This window comes from Thiobacillus sp. (assembly GCF_030696885.1).
GTDB lineage: Bacteria > Pseudomonadota > Gammaproteobacteria > Burkholderiales > Thiobacillaceae > Thiobacillus.
In genome coordinates, this window is record NZ_JAUYRI010000020.1 from 39,486 (window position 1) to 59,554 (window position 20,069).

The following is a 20,069-nucleotide window of genomic DNA, read 5'->3' on the forward strand; positions in this document are numbered from 1 at the left end:
GCGGGATCGGTAGGCGGAAAAGAGGCGGCATTATAGCCGCCGCGGTAAAGCGTGCTGGTCTCGTACACGCCGCGCAGTTCGCGTAGCGCCACCAGCAGCACCGCCGCCAGCGGCACCGCCAGCAGCACGCCGACAAAACCGAACAACTGACCGAATGCGGCCAGCGCGAAGATGACCGCCACCGGATGCAGACCGACCCGTTCACCGACGATGCGCGGGGTAATCACGTAGCCTTCGAGGAGCTGGCCGACCATGAAAATCCCTGCCACCCAGGCCACCCCGTTCAAGTCGCCAAACTGCAGCAGCGCCACCAGCAAGGCCAGCGTCAGGCCCAACCCGATTCCGAGAAAAGGCACGAAGGACAGCAGTCCGGTGAGAATGCCGATCGGCAGGGCATAGTCGAGCCCCAGCACCCACAGTGCAATGGCGTGATAGAGCGCGAGGAGGGTCATGACCGCCAGCTGCCCGCGCATGAATTCGCCGACCACCGCGTCCATCGAACGTGCGACGCGGGTGGCGGTCCCCATCCAGGGGCGCGGCACCAGTGCGGCGACGCGCGCCACGATCACGTCCCAGTCCTTCAGCAGATAAAACATCACCACCGGAATCAGCAGCAGGTTGATCACCAGGCCCAGGACGGCAAGCGCACCGGTTTGCAGGGAGGGCAGCCAGCTGTCGCTGTTTTCAGTGGCCTGTTCGGTCATCCAGCTTTTGAGCGCATCGAGGTTGGGGGCGATGGTGATGCCCAGGGTCTCTTGCAGCCAGGGCAGGAAGCGGGTTTGCAGCAGGTCGAGGAAGGCCGGAAGGCGCTGGCTCAGTTCGGCAAACTGGCCTTGAAACAGGGGCAGGGCAATCAGAATCAGGCCAGAAATTGCGAGGCCCGCCAGTACGATCACCGCAACGGTTCCAAAAACGCGTGACCACCCGTGTGTTTCCAGCCGATCGACCAGCGGATCGAACATGTAGGCCAGCAGGGCGCCGGCGAGGAAGGGGGTGAGGATGGGCCCCAGCAGATAAATCAGCCCACCCGCGACGAGCAGGAGGGAGAGCGCGAGCCAGGGCAGGTTGAACGGGCGGGGAGTCGTCATAGGCGGTAAAATACCGCACTTTTTGATTCTGGAGCCGGGCGTGTCATCCATTTCCTATAAAGATGCCGGGGTCGATATCGACGCGGGCGATGCCCTGGTCGAGCGCATCAAGCCGCTGGCCAAACGCACCATGCGCCCCGAAGTGCTGACCGGCATCGGCGGCTTTGGCGCACTGGTCGAGATTTCCAAGAAATTCAAGGAACCGGTGCTGGTGTCCGGCACCGACGGTGTCGGCACCAAGCTCAAGCTCGCATTCGAGCTGAATCGCCACGACACCGTCGGCATCGACCTCGTCGCGATGAGCGTCAACGACATCCTGGTGCAGGGCGCCGAGCCGTTGTTCTTCCTCGATTACTTTGCCACCGGCAAGCTCTCGATCGACACCGCCGAAGCCGTGATCACCGGCATTGCCACCGGCTGCGAGCAGGCGGGCTGTGCGCTGATCGGCGGCGAAACCGCCGAGATGCCCGGCATGTATCCCGACGGCGAATACGATCTGGCCGGCTTTGCGGTCGGCGTGGTCGAGAAGTCCAAGGTCATCGGTGGCCAGACCATCGCGGCGGGCGATGTGGTGCTGGGGCTGGCGTCTTCCGGCGCGCATTCCAACGGCTATTCGCTGATCCGCAAGCTGATCGACCTCAGCCATATCGGATTCAAATCCGATTTCCACGGCCGGCCGTTCGCCGACGCCGTGATGGCGCCGACGCGGATCTACGTCAAGCCGCTGCTGGCGCTGATGGAAAAACTCGACGTCAAAGGCATGGCGCACATCACCGGCGGCGGCATCACCGGCAACCTGCCGCGTTGTTTGCCGGAAGGCCTCGCCGCACGCGTCGATCAAACCCGCTGGACGCGGCCGCCGCTGTTCGACTGGCTGCAGCAGGTCGGCAACGTCGAGCCGGCCGAAATGCTGCGCACCTTCAACTGCGGTATCGGCATGTGTGTGGTGGTGGCGGCCAGCGATGCCGCAGCCGCCATCGCGCATCTGCAGGCCAGCGGTGAAACTGTCTGGAAGATCGGCGAAATCGTCGTGCGTCCCGAGGGCGCTGAGCAGGTGATTTACGCCTAGAAGTTCTCATCCACGAATGCCGTCATTGCGAGTGCAGCGAAGCAATCCAGAAGGCATGCTGCCGAGCTTTCTGGATCGCCACGGCGCTGCGCGCCTGACGATGACGGCTTGAACGCTTAAATGACTATTCGCGTTGTCATTCTTTTATCCGGCCGCGGCAGTAATTTTCAGGCGATAGTCGAGGCGCAGCTGCCGATCGACATCGTCGCCGTCGTCAGCAACCGGCCGCAGGCGGCGGGGCTCGACTACGCGCGCGCGCGCGGTCTTCACACCGTCGCGCTCGATCACACCGATCACCCCGATCGCGAAGCTTTCGATACCCTGCTGGCCGACGAAATCGAACGCCATCAACCCGATCTCGTGGTGCTGGCGGGCTACATGCGCATCCTCAGCGCCGCGTTCATCGCGCGCTTCGAGGGCCGCCTGCTGAACATCCACCCCTCCCTGCTGCCCATGTTCCCGGGTTTGAAAACCCATGAGCGCGCGCTCGCGGAAGGCATCAAGGTCCATGGCTGCACGGTGCACTTCGTCACCGCCCAGCTCGATCACGGTCCCATTGTCATCCAGGCGGCGGTGCCGGTGCGCACGGACGACACCCCTGCCACGCTGGCAGCCCGCGTGCTGATGCAGGAACACCGCATCTATCCCCAGGCGATTCGCTGGTTTGCCGAAGGGCGACTGGAAATAAACCGCGGCTGCGTAAACTTGAAGGACGATCCGACGTCACAGTCAGTGTTATCCACTGGAGCGTGATCATGTCAAAAACCCTGCTGTTGGCCTTGAGCCTGCTCGCCGCCACCGTCCAGGCCGCCCCTCCGCAGCATGTGAGCGTCGTCTACGACCTCTACCGCAACGGCCACAAGCTCGGCCAGGTGACCGACACCCTGACCCGCGAGGGCAATCGCTACACGCTCGTCAGTGAAACCCGGGCAACCGGCCCGCTGAAGGCCCTGTGGCCGGGCAGCATCCGCCTTGAAAGCGCCGGTGTCGTGACGCCGCAGGGCCTGCAGCCCGCGCAATTCAAACACGCGCGCAGCGATGCGCCGCACAAGCTGGCAACCGCACGCCTCGACTGGAAAGCGCGCACCATTGCCTACCAGTACAAGAGCGAATCGTGGCAGATGAACGGACTGGAAGCGGGCGCGCAGGATCAGTTGTCGCAGCTTTATCAGTTCATGTTCGCGCCTCGCCTGCCCACCGACTTCGGCCTGCAGGTGGTAAGCGGGCGCGACCTCAAGGACTACCGCTATGTCCGCACCGATGGTGGCACGCTGACGACGCCGCTGGGCGCGCTGGCCACGCAGCAGTTTCAGCGCATCACGCAGCAGTCCGACGACAAGGCCGTCACCGTCTGGGTGGCGCCGGCGCGCGGCAATCTGCCGGTGCAGATTCGGGTGAGCGAAGACGGCGTCACGCTGGAACAGCGCCTGGTGCGCGCCAGCATCAAGGGCTAGAAGGGCCGGGCAGCGCGTGCACGACAGACACCTGTGGGGGCTGGCGCTGGCGATCTCGCTGCTGCTGCATGTCGGCCTGCTGCTGGGTGCGCTGAGCTGGAGCCGGGTGTCGGGGACGCCTGCACCCGTGCCACCGTTGATCGAGGGGCGGCTGGTCGCGGCGCCCGCAGCGAAAACCCCGCCTGCGCAACCGCCGATGCGGCCCCCCCGTCGCGAACCGCTGCCCGCGATGGCACCCGAGCCCCTTCCCGAAGCGGCCGTGACGGACGAGCTGATCGCGGCGGACCCCGTCAGCGAGATCCCTGAATCCGTCGCAGAACCCGCTGCCGAGCCCGTTGCGGACACCGCGCTCGAGGCGCCACTACCGGTGTTGAATGCGCTGCCCCCGCGCATCGACATGCGCTTCCAGGTGCGCTACGGCTTCGCGTCGGGCGAGCAGACGTTGCTGTGGGTCAGCGACGGCACGCATTACACCCTGACCAGCGTGGCGGCAGCCACCGGCCTGGTCGGTGTGTTCTACAGCGGCCGTTTTGTGCAAACCAGCCGCGGCCGCATCACCCCGCAGGGCCTGCAGCCCGAAGAATTCTGGGACCAGCGCGCCGACCGCCGCAGCAGCGCCCGTTTCGATGCAGCCCACAGTCGCTACACGCTGACGCCGGCCAGCGGACCACCGCGTCATTTCGACACGACCGGGGACGATCCGCAGGATGCGCTCAGTCTGTTTTTCCAGTTTGCGCTGACTGCGCCGCCGACCGAGACCGAGCTGGCGTACACCGTATTCAACGGCCGCAAGCTGCGCAACTACGTCTACACCGTGCGCGGCGAGGACATGCTGGAAACCGCACTGGGTACGCTGCGCACGCTGCATCTGGTGCGCCAGCTCGACGGCGACGGCCGTTTTGAAATCTGGCTGGCGATCGATCGGCATTACCTGCCGGTGCGAGTGCTGCGCAGCGATGACAAGGGCAATGAGGTGGAACTCAGGGTGCAGTCGATTGCGCCCTAGACGTTGACTCTAGCGCGGCAGGCCGTCCACGCGTGCGCCCGGCGCAATGCCGCGCTGACGGAAGGTGCCCTGTTTCACTTCCAGCGCATAGCGAATATCGGCGGGAGGGCAGTGCAGGGTCTCGCTGCGCGGCTGCATGTCGGCGAGGCTGACGACGCGGCCCACCGAATCGATGAAGGCAATCGACAGCGGCAGCGGCGTGTCTTTCATCCAGAAGCAATGACGGTCGGGCTGGCCGAACACAAACAGCATGCCGCCATCGGCGGCAAGGTGGGTGCGGCCCATCAGGCCGCGCTGACGCTGTTCAGGCGTGGCGGCCAGTTCGACCTGGAAGGCATGCGGGCCGATATGCAGCGGGAGCAGGGGCGCCATGCCGGCGGCGCTGACCGCGCCGCACAACAGGAACAGTGCCCAGGTGAAAACGCTTGTATGAAATGCGTTAAAGCGCCGCCTTATATTTGATGCACTAAAGTGCATGACGCATCTGCTCGGCCAGCTGCAGCGCGGCGTCCAGATCGGCATCGAGCACGTTGAAATGGCCCATCTTGCGGCCCGGTCGCGCGGCTTCCTTGCCATAGAGATGCAACTTGATGTTCGGGTGCGCGAGCAGCGTGTCCCAGTGCGGCCCACCGTTGTGCCAGCGGTCGCCAAGAATGTTGACCATGGCCACTGGTGACAGCAGGCGGGTGTCGCCCAGCGGCAGGCCGGCGAGCACGCGCACCTGCTGCTCGAACTGGTCGGTGACGCAGGCGTCGAGCGTGTAGTGGCCGGAGTTGTGCGGACGCGGCGCGATTTCGTTGACCATCAGCTGGTCACCTGCGATGAAGAATTCGACCGCCATCACGCCGACATAGCCGAGCTTGTTGGCGATGTCGCGCGCCATGTTGCGCGCCTGCTGCGCCAGACTGTCAGACACGCGGGCAGGTGCGATGGAGACATCGAGAATGCCGCTTTCGTGACGGTTCTCGGCCACCGGAAACAGCGCGCATGCGCCGTCGTCGCTGCGTGCCAGCACCACCGACACCTCGCGCTCCAGCGTGACAAAGCCTTCAAGCACACAGGGCTGGCTGTCGAATTCGCGGAAGGCAGCGCGCGCTTCATCGAGGGTGGCGACACGCGCCTGACCCTTGCCGTCGTAGCCGAAGCGCGACACCTTCAGCAATGCCGGCGTGCCAGTCTTCGCCAGTGCGGTATCGAGGTCGGCCTCGTTGTTGACCAGCGCAAACGGCGCGGTGGCGAAACTGTTGTCGGCGAGCCAGGATTTCTCGTGGCTGCGGTCCTGCACGATGGCGACGGCGTCGGCGCCGGGCGAAACGCGGCACCAGCCGGCCAGGGCGATCAGGCTGGCGGCCGGCACGTTCTCGAATTCGGTGGTGACGGCGTCGCAGCGTTCGCCGAGTTGCCGCAACGCGTCGGCGTCGGTGTAGTCGGCCTGCAGGTGGACGTCGGCCATCAGGCCAGCGGGACTGGAAAAATCGGGGTCGAGCACCATCACCTTGTAGCCCATGGTGCGCGCGGCGATCGTGAACATGCGGCCGAGCTGGCCGCCGCCGAGAATCCCCAGGGTTGCCCCGGGCAAAACGGGCAGCGACTTACTCGGCATCGGGCAGGTCCATCGCCATCACCGAATCCGACTGGCCGCGGCGGAAGTCGTTGAGTTGCTGGGCTAGGCCGGCGTCGTAACGCGCAATCAGCGCCGCCGCAAACAGCGCCGCGTTAGCCGCGCCGGCCTCGCCGATCGCGAACGTGGCGACCGGGATGCCCTTCGGCATCTGCACGATCGAGAGCAGCGAATCCATGCCCTTCAGATATTTCGACGGTACCGGCACGCCCAGCACCGGCACGATGGTCTTGGCTGCCAGCATGCCCGGCAGGTGGGCGGCGCCGCCGGCGCCGGCGATGATGGCCTTCAGTCCGCGCGCTTCCGCACTGGCCGCGTATTCGTACAGCAGATCCGGCGTGCGGTGCGCCGACACCACCTTGGTCTCGAAGTGGATGCCCAGTTGTTTCAGCAGCATCGCCGCGTGCTTCATTACCTCCCAGTCGCTGGAAGAGCCCATCACCACACCGACCAGAGGCGCATTCATAGGTCTGACTCGTCGAAGAAAAGCGGCATTTTACCGCGAGAGGCTCCTACAATTCGCGCGTCGCCATTTCGGATCGATGCCATGCCCGCCACCCTGCAAACCGTGTTGCTGCTCACCGCATCCAACGTCTTCATGACGTTCGCCTGGTATGCGCATTTGAAGAACCTGGCGGACAAGCCGTGGATCATCGCAGCGCTGGTGAGCTGGGGCATCGCGCTGTTCGAATATCTGCTTCAGGTGCCGGCCAACCGCATCGGCTATACCGTCATGAGCCTGCCGCAGCTGAAAATTCTGCAGGAGGTGATTACGTTGTCGGTGTTCGTGCCCTTCGCGATCTTCTACATGCGAGCCGAACTCAAATGGGATTTTCTGTGGGCCGCGCTGTGCCTGGTGGGCGCGGTGTACTTCATGTTCCGCGGCACGCAATAAGTCCGGCGGGCGGAATCCTGCCACGCGGGCGAATCTCGTCTAAGGTTGTAGCTGCCTGGCGGCCGCCCGGCTGTCCGTCTCGAATCCAAGGGAGGAAACGTAATGAGCAAGCCAACCGGAATGCGTCACGTAGCGATCAACGCAGCCTTGTCGCTACTGCTGGCAGGACCGTTTGCCGCGGCATGGGCGCAGGATGCGCCCCTGACACGCACGGCGGGCGATACTGCGCTCCAGTGGGGCGGCTGCCCTGACTTCATGCCCCAAGGTTGCCAGATAGCAGTGCTGCATGGCGATCCTGCCAAAAACAATGCCGACGTTTTCTTCAAGGTGCCCGCTAATGCGGAGATTCCGCGCCACTGGCACACCTCGGCCGAGCGCATGGTGCTGGTCTCCGGCGAACTCCACGTGACCTATGACGGACACCCGACCGCGGTCATGAAGCCGGGTACCTACGCCTACGGCCCGGCCCGGCTGCCGCACAAGGCAAGCTGCAGAAAATCCGGTCCCTGCGTGCTTTTTATCGCGTTCGAATCGCCGGTGGATGCAGTGGCGGGCGAGCCGCCGGCGAACTAGCGAACAGCCCGCCACCGCCCGAAAAAAAGCCCCGCATCGGCGGGGCTTTTGTCGAAGCAGGCAGCGTCACACGCAACCAGTCGGCTTCGGGGTGCCGGCGTAGCGGCCGGCCTGCTTGGCGGGACCGAACGGGAACAGGTCGAACAGGAATTTCTTCTCGCCCCATTCGGCGCCGAACTCTTCTTTCAGCCCCTTCTGCAGGAAACGCAGGTTGGGCGCAGTGCCGTTCGCGGCGAACTGGTCGCGCATGAAGTGGATGATCTTCCAGTGGTCGTCGCCGAGTTCCAGATTGTCTTCCTTGGCTAGCTCGACAGCCAGCTCCTCAGACCAGTCTTCCAGGTTGACCAGATAGCCTTCGGGGTCGGTCTCGACCATTTTGCCGTTGATTTCGCGTTCCATGATGCCGTCCTTGTGTTCAGTAAAAAATTGCAATGCCGAACCATAGAATAACCAAGTAATTTAGTCAACCACTCCCGATGGGTAGGTGGGGTCTCAGGCGGCGGCCGGTTTCCAGGCATGGGGCTCGCCCTGGGCCTGTTTGAGCCAGGCGTAGTAGGCGTCATACATCACCCTGCCGTGCTGCAGCATCACGTGATCCTCCGGGAACAGGGCCGACAGGCCCAGCGATTGCGCCAGTAAGCCGGGGCATTGCGGAGCCAGGTCGAGCCGTCCGGTGTCGGCCCCGCGTACGATGACAGCGAGCTGCTGCAAGGCCGGATCGCCCAGTCGGTGCAGGCGCAAAAAGGCATCAAAGCTGCACAGCTCGCCGACGTGGCCGTAATCCACGCCCGGGATGTCGTAAGGCGTCGCGCCGGTTTCTGCCGCCACCTTCAGCACTTGGTCAGCGGGCACGTAGAGAAACTCGGCCGCCGGATCGATGAAGCGCGCGACCAGCCAGGGGCAGGCGATGCGGTCGATCTTCGGCCGCGCGCGCGTGACCCATTTCATTTCTTCGCAACCTTGCCGCCCGCCGCTTTGTACGCCTCCAGGCCGCCCTCGATGTAGCGCGCCTTCACGCCCGCGGCCTGCAGGCGGTCGACCACGCTGTTCGAGACCGATCCGCCGCGCACGCAGTAGATCACCACGTCGAGCGTGAGCGGCAGCGCGCCGATCCAGACGTCGATCTTGTCCGGGTTTTTCCACATCGCGCCGGGAATGATTTCATCGGACGTGGCGTAATCGGCTTCGCGCCGTACGTCGAACACCAGCGTGGCGTCTGGATTCACCTCCGCGGGCGCGATCGTGCGCGGCAGGTCCGGACATTTTTCGGTGGGTGTGCCGCAGCCGCAGCGCTTGAGGGGTTGGGTACCGGATTCCATGATGTGTCCTTAGATGAAGAATGAATAAACCAGCCCGATGAGGGCGCAGACGCCGATCACCTGCATGATGTCGGCCTTGTATTTCCACAGCGCAATAAAGGCGGCAATCGCCACGACGACGGGGAACACGTCGAACACCCCGGCGAAGGGTGCGTCGGCGGTGCCTTGCGGCCAGAAGGTGTGCCAGGCGAAGAAGGCGGCGAGGTTGAGGATCACACCGACCACCGCTGCGGTGATGCCGGTCAGCGGCGCAGTGAAGCGGATTTCGCCGCGCGTGGCTTCGATCAGCGGGCCCCCGACCAGAACGAACAGAAAGGACGGCAGGAAGGTGAAGAAGGTCGCCACCGCCGCGCCCGCGAGTCCAGCCAGAATCGGGTTGTCGAACACACCCTTGGCCACGCCACCCAGATAGCCGACCCAGGTGACGATCATGATCAGCGGCCCCGGCGTGGCCTCGCCCAGCGCCAGGCCGTCCATCATTTGCGGACCGGTCAGCCACTGGTAGTGCTCAACGCCGCCCTGGTAGACGTAGGGCAGCACCGCATAGGCGCCGCCGATGGTGAGGAAGGCCGCCTTGGTGAAGAAATCGCCCATGTGGAAGAGATCCGGCGCGCCATAGATTGCCGCCATCGCCCCCAGCCAGATCAGTACGAAGGCAGCAAGCTTCCACGCCAGCTTGCGCCAGGAAAAGCGCGCATGGTCCGGCGGCGGAGTGTCGTCATCGATGATCGCCGGGCCGTATTCCTTCGCGCTGGCGCCGTGGCCGCCGCCTGCCTTGAACTTGTGCGGCGCGAGCTTGCCGCCGATCGCGCCGATCAGTCCCGCGGCCAGCACGATCCACGGAAACGCAATGTCGAAAAAGAAAATGCCGGTGAAAGCGAGCGCCGCTATCGTCCACAGTACCGCGTTCTTCAGCGCCCGGCTGCCGATGCGCCACGCTGCGAACAGCACGATCGCCACCACCGCTGGCTTGATGCCGTAGAACAGGCCCTGCACCCACGGCAGGTTGCCGTAGGCGAGATACAGCCCCGCCAGCAGCGACAGCAGCAGAAAGGACGGTAGGAAAAACAGCACGCCGGCGATGATGCCGCCGCGAATCCCGTGCATCAGCCAGCTGATGTAGATCGCCAGCTGGGTCGCCTCCGGGCCGGGCAGCAGCATGCAGTAGTTGAGCGCATGCAGGTAGCGGTGTTCGGAAATCCAGCGGCGTTTTTCCACCAGCTCCTGGTGCATCATCGAAATCTGCCCGGCGGGGCCGCCGAAGCTGATGAAGCCGAGCTTGAGCCAGTATTTGAAGGCTTCGCCCAGGGTGGGGCGCGCGGGTGCAGTGGTGGGTACGGTGTCCAAGGATGATGCTCCAAGTAATAAGGATGAAACCAGACTTGGACGGGACACCGTCTTGCGGATGGGACATCCAGACGCCGGGGGCTGGTACCCCGACTGGCGCGATTCTAGAGCAGCGGACGCGATCCGCCAAGCCGCGGCCCGCTGGCGGATCAGGCGGGTGCTGCGACTGCCGCCGAACCCAGCACGAAATCCTTGAATGCCTGCGCCGCCGGCGACAGCCGCTTGTCGGCACGATGAACGACATACCAGTGGCGCATGATGGGGAAACCTTCGACGTTCAGCACGGCCAGCCGCTTTTGCGCCAGTTCCATTTCCAGCGTCTGCAGCGACAGGATGCCCAGTCCCAGCCCGGCCTGCACCGCCAGCTTGATCGCTTCGTTGCTGCTCATTTCCATGCTCGATCGCAGCTCCAGCCCTTTTTCCGCAAAAAAGCGCGTCATTACGGCGCGCGTGCCGGAGCCGGCTTCCCGCACCAGAAAGGGCTCGGAGGCGAGCTCGCGCAGCGACAGTTTTTTCGCTCGCACGAAAGGGTGATCGGGCGGCGCAATGGCCACCAGCGGGTTGTCCAGGATGCGGGTGGCCTCCAGTTCCAGCCCGTCCGGTACCTGGCCCATGATGGCGAGATCGATGCGATTGGCGGTGAGCTGCTCAAGCACCGACTCGCGGTTGGCCACGCCCAGGTGGATCGAGACCCCCGGATGCCGCCCGCGGAAACGCACCAGGATATTGGTGGCAACGGCGTTCACGGTCGAGGTCACGGCGAGATTGAGACGGCCGCTGTTGATGCCCTGCAGCTGCGCGAGGTTGGCCTGCAGGTCGTCGAGCCGCGCGGTGATGGTCCGGCTGGCGTGCAGCACCTCGCGCCCCGCCTCGGTGAGAAAGATCTTCTTGCCCAGTTGTTCGGTGAGCGGCAGGCCGAGAATCTTTTCGATTCCCTTGACCTGCATCGAGACGGCAGGCTGGGAGAGGTGCAGCTCTTCCGCCGCCCGCGAAAAAGAAAGATGACGGGCGACGGCCTCAAAAACCCGGAATTGGCGGAGCGTCAGACGGCGCATGCGTGGGCGTGTTTGTCCATGTATAAGTCTATTGATATGGTTTTTATCATAATAATTGAATATTAATTATATAAACCCGTCCGTATAGTCCGCCCCTGTCGTGTTCAGGGGCAGGGCTCCTGGGCTGTATTAATCACCCGCAGGAGCCAATCTATGGACCAATCCGCACGTTACGCCGACCTTTCCCTCAAGGAAGAAGACCTGATCAAGGGCGGCAAGCACATCCTCGTCGCCTACAAGATGAAGCCGAAGCCCGGTTTCGGCAGTTACCTGTCGTGTGCGGCCCACTTCGCCGCCGAGTCGTCGACCGGCACCAACGTTGAAGTCTCGACCACCGACGACTTCACCAAAGGCGTCGACGCGCTGGTCTATTACATCGACGAAGCCACCGAAGACATGCGGATCGCTTACCCGATCGAGCTGTTCGACCGCAACATCACCGACGGCCGCATGATGATCGTCTCCTTCCTGACGCTGGTGATCGGCAACAACCAGGGCATGGGCGACATCGAGCACGCCAAGATCCACGACTTCTACATGCCCGAGCGCGCGATCCAGCTGTTTGACGGCCCGTCCAAGGACATTTCCGACATGTGGCGCATCCTCGGCCGCCCGGTCGTCAACGGCGGCTATATCGCCGGCACCATCATCAAGCCGAAGCTGGGACTGCGTCCCGAGCCGTTCGCGGCGGCGGCCTACCAGTTCTGGCTGGGCGGCGACTTCATCAAGAACGACGAACCCCAGGGCAACCAGGTGTTCTGCCCGGCCAAGAAGGTCTACCCGCTGGTGTACGACGCGATGAAGCGCGCCCAGGACGAAACCGGCCAGGCCAAGCTGTTCTCCGCCAACATCACGGCCGACGACCACTATGAAATGTGCGCCCGCGCCGACTTCATCCTGGAAGCCTTCGGCCCCGATGCGGACAAAGTCGCGTTCCTGGTCGACGGTTTCGTCGGCGGCCCCGGCATGATCACCACCGCCCGCCGTCAGTACCCCAACCAGTACCTGCACTACCACCGTGCCGGCCACGGCATGATCACCTCGCCGTCCGCCAAGCGCGGCTACACCGCCTTCGTGCTGTCGAAGATCTCGCGTCTGCAGGGAGCGTCGGGCATCCACGTCGGCACCATGGGCTACGGCAAGATGGAAGGCGAGAACAGCGACAAGAACATCGCCTACATGATCGAGCGCGACGAGTGCCAGGGCCCGGTCTACTTCCAGAAGTGGTACGGCATGAAGCCCACCACCCCGATCATCTCCGGCGGCATGAACGCACTGCGTCTGCCCGGCTTCTTCGAGAACCTGGGTCACGGCAACGTCATCAACACCTCCGGCGGCGGCTCCTACGGCCACATCGACAGCCCGGCGGCCGGCGCGATCTCGCTGCGCCAGTCGTACGAGTGCTGGAAGTCGGGCGCAGACCCGATCGAATACGCGAAAGAGCACAAGGAGTTCGCCCGCGCGTTCGAGTCCTTCCCCGGCGACGCCGACAAGATTTTCCCCGGCTGGCGTGAAAAGCTGGGCGTGCACAAGTAAGTACGCGGAGGACGAAGCATATCGTCCCCTTGTGGGGCAGTTGAGGCGGGCCTAGCCGCCGCAAGCCGCCCCAGCGCTACACGCCCCCGGCTTGCTGGGGGCGTTTTTTCTTCCGCCGTGAGGAATCAACATGACGAACAAAGACCAGTACAAGCTTGAGCAGGAACCCTTCTACCAACAGCAGAAGAACGAAGTCGCGCTGTACGAGGCGGCCTACCGCAACCGCCTGCCGGTAATGGTGAAAGGTCCCACCGGCTGCGGCAAGTCGCGCTTCGTCGAATACATGGCGTGGAAGCTCGGCAAGCCCTTGATCACCGTGGCCTGCAACGAGGACATGACCGCGTCCGATCTGGTGGGGCGTTACCTGCTGGAAGCCAACGGCACCCGCTGGCTCGACGGCCCGCTGACGACCGCCGCGCGCATCGGCGCGATCTGCTATCTGGATGAAATCGTCGAGGCGCGCCAGGACACGACGGTCGTGATCCACCCGCTGACCGACCACCGCCGTACGCTGCCGCTCGACAAGAAGGGCGAGCTGATCCACGCGCACCCCGACTTCCAGCTGGTGATCTCCTACAACCCCGGCTACCAGACGCTGATGAAGGACCTGAAGCAGTCGACCAAGCAGCGCTTCACCGCGTTCGATTTCGACTACCCTGACGCCGCACTGGAGGCGCAGATCGTGGCCAAGGAAACCGGCATGGATGAAACGGTCGCCGCGCAGCTGGTGAAGATCGGCGGTGTGGCACGCAACCTGAAAGGGCATGGCCTCGACGAAGGCATTTCCACCCGCCTGCTGGTGTACGCCGCAACGCTGATCAAGGACGGCGTCGAGCCGCGCGACGCCTGCCGCATGGCCATGGTGCGCCCGATCACCGACGATGCCGACATCCGCGACACACTGGATCACGCGATCGATGCGACGTTTGCCTAAGCCTGCGTCGATATACGCCAAGGCTCGCCCGGCATGACGACCGAAACCGTGTACCAGCATCCCCTGATGGCTGCCTACTGGAAGCAGCTCGACACCCGCTTTCCGCAGGTCGAGGCGGTGTTTGACGATCTGATGGCGGAAGCGCTGGCGGTGCTGACGCGCGCAGGCATCGACGCCTATCTCGAAGCGGGCCGCGTCATCGGCAAGCTGGGGCGCGGCGTCGAGCCGATGCTGGCGTTCATGGAAGAGTGGCCGTCCACCGCCAATGCGGTCGGCGAGGCGGCGTTGCCGGCGGTCATGGCGCTGATCCAGCGCTTGCAGAAGTCGCCCAACGGCAGCGCCATCACGCCTTTTCTGGAAACGCTGGCGCCGGTGGCGCGCCGGCTGCAGTCGCAAGAGCAGCTGCAGCACTACCTCGACATCACGCTGGACCTGAAGGCGCGCACCACCGGTTCCATCCACGGCCACCACACCACCTTTCCCAGTCCCGGCCTGCCGGATTTTCTCGCCCAGGCGCCGGCGCTCCTCAACCAGCTGACGCTCGCCGGCCTGAAAAACTGGGTCGAATACGGCATCCGCAACTACCGCACCCACCCCGAGCGGCAGCAGGATTATTTCAGCCTGCAGTCGGCCGACGCCCGCGCCGTGCTGCAGCGCGAACGCCACGGTACCCTGCTGGTGGACGTCGAACACAAGCTCGATTTGTACCTGCGCGGCCTGTGGCAGGACGGCGACCACCTGGTGCCGTATTCCACGGCGTTCGACGAACTGCGGAAACCCATTCCCTACTACGACAAGCTCGGCATCCGCCTGCCCGACGTGTACGACGACGCCGGTAAAATATCCGGCATCGACCGTTATCGCGCCGTGCTCGCCCATATCGTCGGCCACCGCCGCTGGTCCGAGGCGCAGATCGCCGACAACTGGAGCCCGTTCCAGCGCATGGCGGTCGAGTTCTTCGAGGACTGCCGCATCGAGACGCTCTTGATCCGCGAATACCCCGGCCTGCGCCGCCTGTTCCTCGCGCTGCATCCGAAGCCTGCGGAGAACGCCTGCGATCCCGAAACCACCTCTTGCCTGCGCCACCGCATGGCGATGCTGTCGCGCGCGCTGCTCGATCCCGATCACGGCTATGTCGATGCGGCCCTGAACGACTTCGTCGGCCGCTTCCATGCCGTCATGCAGCAAGGCGAATCCTCTACCGGAGAAATCGCCGCGCTGGCGCTCAGTTATGTCGCCAAGACCCGCCTGCAGAGCGACCAGTTCGCCCGCGTGCATTTCGACGACACCGTGGTCGACTACCGCGACGACAATCGCCAGTTGTGGAAATTCATCGAGGCGGGCGACGAGGAAGAGGCCTTCGACGAGACGCGCACGATCGAACCGGGCGAGGAAATCCAGGGTCTGCCGCCGCGCCACTACCCCGAATGGGATTACGCGAGCCAGACCTACCGCCCCGACTGGGCCAGCGTCTACGCCGCGCTGCATCCTGCCGGCAACGCCGCCGACATCGACCGCCTGCTCGCCAAGCACAGCGCGCTCGCCAAGCGGCTTAAGAAAATGCTCGACCTCTTGAAGCCGCAGGACAAGGTGCGCATCCGCTACCAGGAGGAGGGCAGCGAACTCGACCTCGACGTCGCGATCCGCTCGCTGATCGATTTCAAGGGCGGCGCCACGCCCGACCCGCGGATCAACATGAGCCACCGCACCGACGGCCGCGACATCGCGGTCATGCTGCTGCTCGACCTGTCGGAATCGCTGAACGAAAAAGCGGGCGGCTCCGACCAGACCATCCTTGAACTCAGCCAGGAAGCCGTTTCGCTGCTGGCCTGGTCGATCGAAAAGCTGGGCGACCCGTTCGCGATCGCCGGCTTTCATTCCAATACCCGCCACGACGTGCGCTACCTGCACATCAAGGGCTACGGCGAACACTTCAACGACGACGTCAAAGCGCGACTGGCCGCGATGGAGGCGGGCTATTCGACCCGCATGGGTGCCGCCATGCGCCATGCCGCGCATTACCTTGGCGCGCGGCCGGCCGACAAGAAGCTGATGCTGATCCTCACCGACGGCCGCCCGTCCGACGTCGACACCCACGACGAGCGCCTGCTGATCGAAGACGCCCGCCAGGCCGTCAAGGAACTCGACCAGCATGGCATCTTCACCTACTGCATCAGCCTCGACCCCCAAGCCGATGAATACGTCGGTGACATCTTCGGCCGTCAGTTCACCGTCATCGACCACATCGAACGGTTACCAGAGCGGCTGCCGCAGCTGTTCATGGCGCTGACCAAATAGCGGCTATTTGCCGGCCCGGGCACCCGGGCGAACGCCAGATCTCCCGCGCTTCACGCGTCTGCGAATTTACTCGGGGGACGATCTGAGTTAGAATGCTTTTGCGCAAAATAGTATTGCGCAGGTTATACCGGGGTGCCCGCAGGCAAACCCGCATAAAAACAAGCCATTGCCGGCCAACTACGCGCCTGTGATTTTTCCGTCCGCAACACCGGGCTGATGTCTTCCCGCAGAAGGCTCGCCCCTACGCCCGGGCATCCCGCCGATGCCCCGCCCCGCCCAGATGCTGCCCGCAGCGTCCGGGCGTCCATCCAACGAGCATGCCGATGGCATGCCCCGATATTGGAGATGACATGTTTGACCTGACCGAAGGTTTCGATCTGAACCCGCCCGCCCCTGGGCCGCACGCGCACACGCCGCTGGCCTGCGCCGCGGTGCTGGGTGCCGGCGCCTGGGGCACGGCCCTGGCCTGCGCCCTGCAGCGCGGTGGCGTGCCCACCTGGTTGTGGGCCCGCCGCCAGGCGGTGGCGGAAGCGATCCACAGCTGCAACCACCATCCGCACTGCCTGCCGGGGATCGCCCTGCCGTCCGGGCTGGGCGCCACCACCGACATGGCGCACGCCGTGCACGGCGCGCAACTGGTCATCCTCGCCGTGCCCTCGGCCGCCACCCGGGACATCGCCCGCCAGGTCGCGCCGCTGTTGAAGCCGGGCACGGTGGTGCTCACCGCCAGCAAGGGCATCGAGCAGGGCAGCGGCGCGTTGATGACCCAGGTGCTGGACGCGGAACTGGGCCAGGCCGTGCTGACCGGATCGATCGGCGGCCCCAGCTTCGCCGACGAAGTGGCAGGCGGCAAATCCACGCTGCTGACACTGGCGCTGCCGGCGCTCGAACGCTTTCACCCGCGCTACAAGGACGCGCGCAGGGTTGCCGATAGCCTGACGCAGCAACTCGCGCTGGCCGGCGTTTCGCTGGAACTGACGCGCGATGTCGTGGGCGCGCAGGTGGGCGGCGCCTTGAAGAACATGATCGCGATCGCCTGCGGCATGGCCACCGCGCAAGGCCTGGGCGAAAACGCGCGCGCCGGCATCATCACCCGCGGCCTCGACGACATGCGCCGTCTTACGCTGGCCATGGGCGGTCGCATCGAAACGCTGTTCGGCAGCAGCGGCATCGGCGACCTGTTCCTGACCGCCGCCTCCGAGCAGTCGCGCAACACGCGGCTCGGCATGCGGCTCGGACAACCGGGCGGCGCGGCCGCACCCGATGACGGCGCGCTGAGCGAAGGCGCCGTCAGCGTGATCTCGGTGCAGATTCTGGAACGCAAATATGGCCTGCGCCTGAACGTGGCCGCCGCCGTGCGCGATGTGCTGGCGCAGCGCCTGCCTGCCGGCCAGGCCCTACAGCATCTGCTGCACGACAACGCCCCGGCGGTGCTGTCGCCGGTGGCGCGCCCGCCGCGTCCCGCCACGGTGCGGCCGCGCATCGGACGTGACAGCGAAACGCGTCCTGCCCTTCAGCCCCGGGGCTTGAGTTATGCATAAGGCCGACAACAGCACGCCGCAGACCATCCTCGCCACCGATCTCGATGGCACCTTTCTCGGCGGCAGCAGTGAAGAACGCGCGACACTGTACGACTGGATCGCACAGCGCCGCGACGAGATCGTGCTGATCTTCGTCAGCGGACGCGGCCTTGATTTCATGCGTGGCCTGGCCAAAGAGCTGCCGGTGCAGCCCGATCACCTGGTCGGTGACGTCGGCACCAGCGTCGCTTGCGGGCCGTGGTATGCCCCGCTGCCGCATCTGGAGCAGTGGCTGGATACCTGCTGGCCGGCCGATGCGCACGTACGCATCGACCAGCTGATGCAGCAGCATCCGGGGCTGCGCGAACAACCGGGTGTCAGTGGACGCCGCCGCTCGTATTACTACGAGGACCCCGTGCACGCCGATGTGGCGCAGCGCGAGGTGCAGCAGCTGGGCTTCGACGCCCTGATCTCCGACAACCTCTACTTCGACGTGCTGCCGCGCGGCGTGCAGAAAGGTCCCACCCTGCTGCGCACGCTGCAGGCGCTGAATCTGCCGGCGCAGCGCACGCTAGTCGCCGGCGACACCCTCAACGACCTGTCGATGTTCGACACCGGCCTCGCCGGCGTCGCCGTGGGCAACCGCGAAGCCGCGCTCGACGCGGCGATCCAGCAACACGACAACGTGTACCGCAGCCCGCATCCGGGTGCAGCCGGCGTGCTCGACGCGCTGCAACGCTTTCACCGAACGGAGGACTCCCATGGCTTCATCACTGGTCATCGTCTATCACCGGCAGCCCTATGAGGAACATGTCGTGGACGGCAAGACCGTCTTCAGGGAAAACGCCAGCCCCAACGGTATCGTCCCCGCGCTGAAGGGTTTCATCGGTCAGACCGAGCGCGCCAGCTGGGTTGCCTGGAAAAAGGCCGCCGCCGGCAAGCCGCTCAAATTCGAGCGCCGCATCACCGTCGAAGACAGTTACGGCAGCTACGAAGTGGTGCGCCTGCCGCTCACCAGCGAGCAGATCGGCCAGTTCTACCACGTCACTTCGAAAGAGGCGCTGTGGCCGATCATCAACAGCTTTCCGTCGCTGTATTCCACCGAAAACTGCGACTGGGCCACCTTTCGCGAAGTCAATCGCCTGTTTGCCGAAGCCGCCTGCGAAGAAGCGGCGCCCGGTGCCGTGGTGTGGGTGCACGACTACAACCTGTGGCTGGTGCCGAAATTCGTGCGCGAAATGCGGCCCGACGTGCGCATCGCCTTTTTCCACCACACGCCGTTCCCGCCGGCGGATGTGTTCAACATCTTTCCGTGGCGCGACGAGATCATCGACAGTCTGCTGACCTGTGATGTGGTCGGCTTCCACATCCCGCGCTATGCGCGCAACTTCGTCGCCACCGTGCAGTCGCTGCGGCCGGTCGACGACGTCGTCGAGCGCGAGGTGCCCGACGAACTGCGTGCCACCGGTACCGCGCTGTCCGAACCGCTGACGCCGGTGTCGATGACATGCAAAGGGCGCACGATCCGGATCGATGCCTTCCCCATCGGCACCCACGCCGGGATGATCCGCAGCACCGTGCAGCAGGCCGACAAGGTGGCGCAGGTCGCACAGATCCGGCGCGACATCCCGCACGAAAAAATCATCGTCTCGGTCGGTCGCGTCGACTACGCCAAGGGTACGCGCGAAATGCTGCTGGCCTACGAGCGCCTGCTGCAGCGTCGTCCCGAACTGCACGGCAAGGTCAAGCTGCTGGTCACCGCGGTGGCGGCGGCCGACGGCATGCGCGCCTACAAGAAGGCGCAGCAGTACATTGAGCAGCTGGTGGGCCGCATCAACGGCCATATCGGCACGCTGTCGTGGCAGCCCATTCTGCTGTCGACCACGCCGATGCCGTTTGCCGACACACTGTGCTACTTCCGCGCCGCAGACATCTGCTGGATCACGCCGCTGCGCGACGGCCTGAATCTCGTCGCCAAGGAATTCATCGCCGCCCATGTCAACGAAAGCGGCGTGCTGGTGTTGTCGGAGTTCGCCGGCGCCGCGGTCGAGCTGCAGGATGCGGTGCTGGTCAATCCCTACAGCCTGGTGCAGATGGACGCCGCGATCGACCGCGCGCTCGACATGCCGCGCGAGGAACAGCGTGCGCGCATGCAGCGCATGGATGCGCTGATCGACCGCTACGACATTGGCCACTGGACCCGCCACGTGCTGGAGATCTTCGCCCAGCTGCGTGCGCAGCCGGTCGAAAACCGGCAGGCGGCCTGACGTCTCCGCCGCGCGCCCCTTTCTCTTTTTGATCCAACGCCCTGCTCACGCCCGCCGGATGACCGGCGGGCCGGCACCGGCATGACC

The 20,069-nt window shown here is 64.7% G+C and carries 20 protein-coding genes and 1 pseudogene; 12 read left to right on the forward strand and 9 right to left on the reverse strand.

What is annotated here, in order from left to right:
• Positions 1-86: 86 nt before the first annotated feature.
• Positions 87-1,139 (reverse strand): annotated as a pseudogene (locus Q8R61_RS10280) (AI-2E family transporter); the annotation flags it as partial.
• Here Q8R61_RS10280 and purM point away from each other — a divergent pair.
• From purM to Q8R61_RS10300, 4 genes are all read left to right on the forward strand, one after another.
• Entirely contained in the window at positions 1,129-2,157 is a 1,029-nt protein-coding gene (gene purM, locus Q8R61_RS10285) for a phosphoribosylformylglycinamidine cyclo-ligase (protein ID WP_305536871.1), read from the forward strand. The pseudogene Q8R61_RS10280 and the gene purM sit on opposite strands and share 11 nt — an antisense overlap.
• A 120-nt stretch (positions 2,158-2,277) precedes the next feature.
• Positions 2,278-2,910 (forward strand): phosphoribosylglycinamide formyltransferase, encoded by a 633-nt coding sequence (gene purN / locus Q8R61_RS10290; protein ID WP_305536873.1) that lies wholly within the window; start codon positions 2,278-2,280, stop codon positions 2,908-2,910.
• 2 nt (positions 2,911-2,912) lie between these two features.
• Positions 2,913-3,611 carry a DUF3108 domain-containing protein gene (locus tag Q8R61_RS10295; protein WP_305536875.1) on the forward strand — a complete coding sequence of 233 codons (699 nt, stop codon included), beginning with the start codon at positions 2,913-2,915 and terminating at the stop codon, positions 3,609-3,611.
• Between the two features lie 16 nt (positions 3,612-3,627).
• Positions 3,628-4,617: a DUF3108 domain-containing protein gene (locus Q8R61_RS10300; RefSeq protein ID WP_305536877.1), complete on the forward strand. Its 990-nt coding sequence runs from the start codon at positions 3,628-3,630 to the stop codon at positions 4,615-4,617.
• Between the two features lie 9 nt (positions 4,618-4,626).
• Here the strand turns inward: Q8R61_RS10300 and Q8R61_RS10305 are convergent, their stop codons facing one another.
• The 3 genes from Q8R61_RS10305 to purE all read right to left on the reverse strand — a co-directional run bounded on the left by Q8R61_RS10305 (position 4,627) and on the right by purE (position 6,704).
• On the reverse strand, positions 4,627-4,989 hold the full coding sequence (locus Q8R61_RS10305; protein WP_305536879.1) for a DUF192 domain-containing protein: 363 nt from the start codon (positions 4,987-4,989) through the stop codon (positions 4,627-4,629).
• A gap of 94 nt (positions 4,990-5,083) precedes the next feature.
• Positions 5,084-6,220, reverse strand: a complete 1,137-nt coding sequence (locus Q8R61_RS10310; RefSeq protein WP_305536881.1) for a 5-(carboxyamino)imidazole ribonucleotide synthase — start codon at positions 6,218-6,220, stop codon at positions 5,084-5,086.
• Positions 6,210-6,704, reverse strand: a complete 495-nt coding sequence (purE, locus tag Q8R61_RS10315) for a 5-(carboxyamino)imidazole ribonucleotide mutase (RefSeq protein ID WP_305536883.1) — start codon at positions 6,702-6,704, stop codon at positions 6,210-6,212. Before purE ends, Q8R61_RS10310 begins: the two co-directional genes overlap by 11 nt.
• 81 nt (positions 6,705-6,785) lie before the next feature.
• Here purE and Q8R61_RS10320 point away from each other — a divergent pair, with 81 nt between their 5' ends.
• The gene (locus tag Q8R61_RS10320; RefSeq protein WP_305536885.1) at positions 6,786-7,133 is read left to right on the forward strand and encodes a DMT family protein; all 348 of its coding nucleotides are present in this window, start codon (positions 6,786-6,788) and stop codon (positions 7,131-7,133) included.
• Positions 7,134-7,235: 102 nt separating this feature from the next.
• The gene (locus Q8R61_RS10325) at positions 7,236-7,706 is read left to right on the forward strand and encodes a cupin domain-containing protein (RefSeq protein ID WP_305536887.1); all 471 of its coding nucleotides are present in this window, start codon (positions 7,236-7,238) and stop codon (positions 7,704-7,706) included.
• Positions 7,707-7,772: 66 nt separating this feature from the next.
• Here the strand turns inward: Q8R61_RS10325 and Q8R61_RS10330 are convergent, their stop codons facing one another.
• From Q8R61_RS10330 to Q8R61_RS10350, 5 genes are all read right to left on the reverse strand, one after another.
• Positions 7,773-8,105: a TusE/DsrC/DsvC family sulfur relay protein gene (locus Q8R61_RS10330; protein ID WP_305536889.1), complete on the reverse strand. Its 333-nt coding sequence runs from the start codon at positions 8,103-8,105 to the stop codon at positions 7,773-7,775.
• Between the two features lie 93 nt (positions 8,106-8,198).
• The gene (locus tag Q8R61_RS10335; protein WP_305536891.1) at positions 8,199-8,654 is read right to left on the reverse strand and encodes a chromate resistance protein ChrB domain-containing protein; all 456 of its coding nucleotides are present in this window, start codon (positions 8,652-8,654) and stop codon (positions 8,199-8,201) included.
• Positions 8,651-9,025: a rhodanese-like domain-containing protein gene (locus Q8R61_RS10340; RefSeq protein WP_305536893.1), complete on the reverse strand. Its 375-nt coding sequence runs from the start codon at positions 9,023-9,025 to the stop codon at positions 8,651-8,653. The genes Q8R61_RS10335 and Q8R61_RS10340 overlap by 4 nt, the downstream gene beginning before the upstream one ends.
• A gap of 9 nt (positions 9,026-9,034) precedes the next feature.
• Positions 9,035-10,372 carry a chromate efflux transporter gene (gene chrA, locus Q8R61_RS10345; protein ID WP_305536895.1) on the reverse strand — a complete coding sequence of 446 codons (1,338 nt, stop codon included), beginning with the start codon at positions 10,370-10,372 and terminating at the stop codon, positions 9,035-9,037.
• Positions 10,373-10,521: 149 nt separating this feature from the next.
• A complete protein-coding gene (locus Q8R61_RS10350; protein WP_305536897.1) occupies positions 10,522-11,427 on the reverse strand; it encodes a LysR family transcriptional regulator in 906 nt (301 codons plus the stop codon).
• A 153-nt stretch (positions 11,428-11,580) separates the two neighbouring features.
• Here Q8R61_RS10350 and Q8R61_RS10355 point away from each other — a divergent pair, with 153 nt between their 5' ends.
• The 6 genes from Q8R61_RS10355 (at position 11,581) to ggpS (ending at position 19,982) form a co-directional block, all read left to right on the forward strand.
• A complete protein-coding gene (locus tag Q8R61_RS10355; protein ID WP_305536899.1) occupies positions 11,581-12,963 on the forward strand; it encodes a ribulose-bisphosphate carboxylase in 1,383 nt (460 codons plus the stop codon).
• Positions 12,964-13,093: 130 nt separating this feature from the next.
• The gene (locus Q8R61_RS10360; protein WP_305536901.1) at positions 13,094-13,897 is read left to right on the forward strand and encodes a CbbQ/NirQ/NorQ/GpvN family protein; all 804 of its coding nucleotides are present in this window, start codon (positions 13,094-13,096) and stop codon (positions 13,895-13,897) included.
• A gap of 33 nt (positions 13,898-13,930) precedes the next feature.
• Complete coding sequence (locus Q8R61_RS10365) at positions 13,931-16,195, forward strand: nitric oxide reductase activation protein NorD (protein ID WP_305536902.1); 2,265 nt, start codon at positions 13,931-13,933, stop codon at positions 16,193-16,195.
• 350 nt (positions 16,196-16,545) lie between these two features.
• A complete protein-coding gene (locus Q8R61_RS10370) occupies positions 16,546-17,736 on the forward strand; it encodes an NAD(P)H-dependent glycerol-3-phosphate dehydrogenase (protein WP_305536904.1) in 1,191 nt (396 codons plus the stop codon).
• Positions 17,729-18,520: an HAD family hydrolase gene (locus tag Q8R61_RS10375; protein WP_305536906.1), complete on the forward strand. Its 792-nt coding sequence runs from the start codon at positions 17,729-17,731 to the stop codon at positions 18,518-18,520. Before Q8R61_RS10370 ends, Q8R61_RS10375 begins: the two co-directional genes overlap by 8 nt.
• Positions 18,477-19,982 (forward strand): glucosylglycerol-phosphate synthase, encoded by a 1,506-nt coding sequence (gene ggpS / locus Q8R61_RS10380; RefSeq protein ID WP_305536908.1) that lies wholly within the window; start codon positions 18,477-18,479, stop codon positions 19,980-19,982. The genes Q8R61_RS10375 and ggpS overlap by 44 nt, the downstream gene beginning before the upstream one ends.
• Positions 19,983-20,069: the final 87 nt, after the last annotated feature.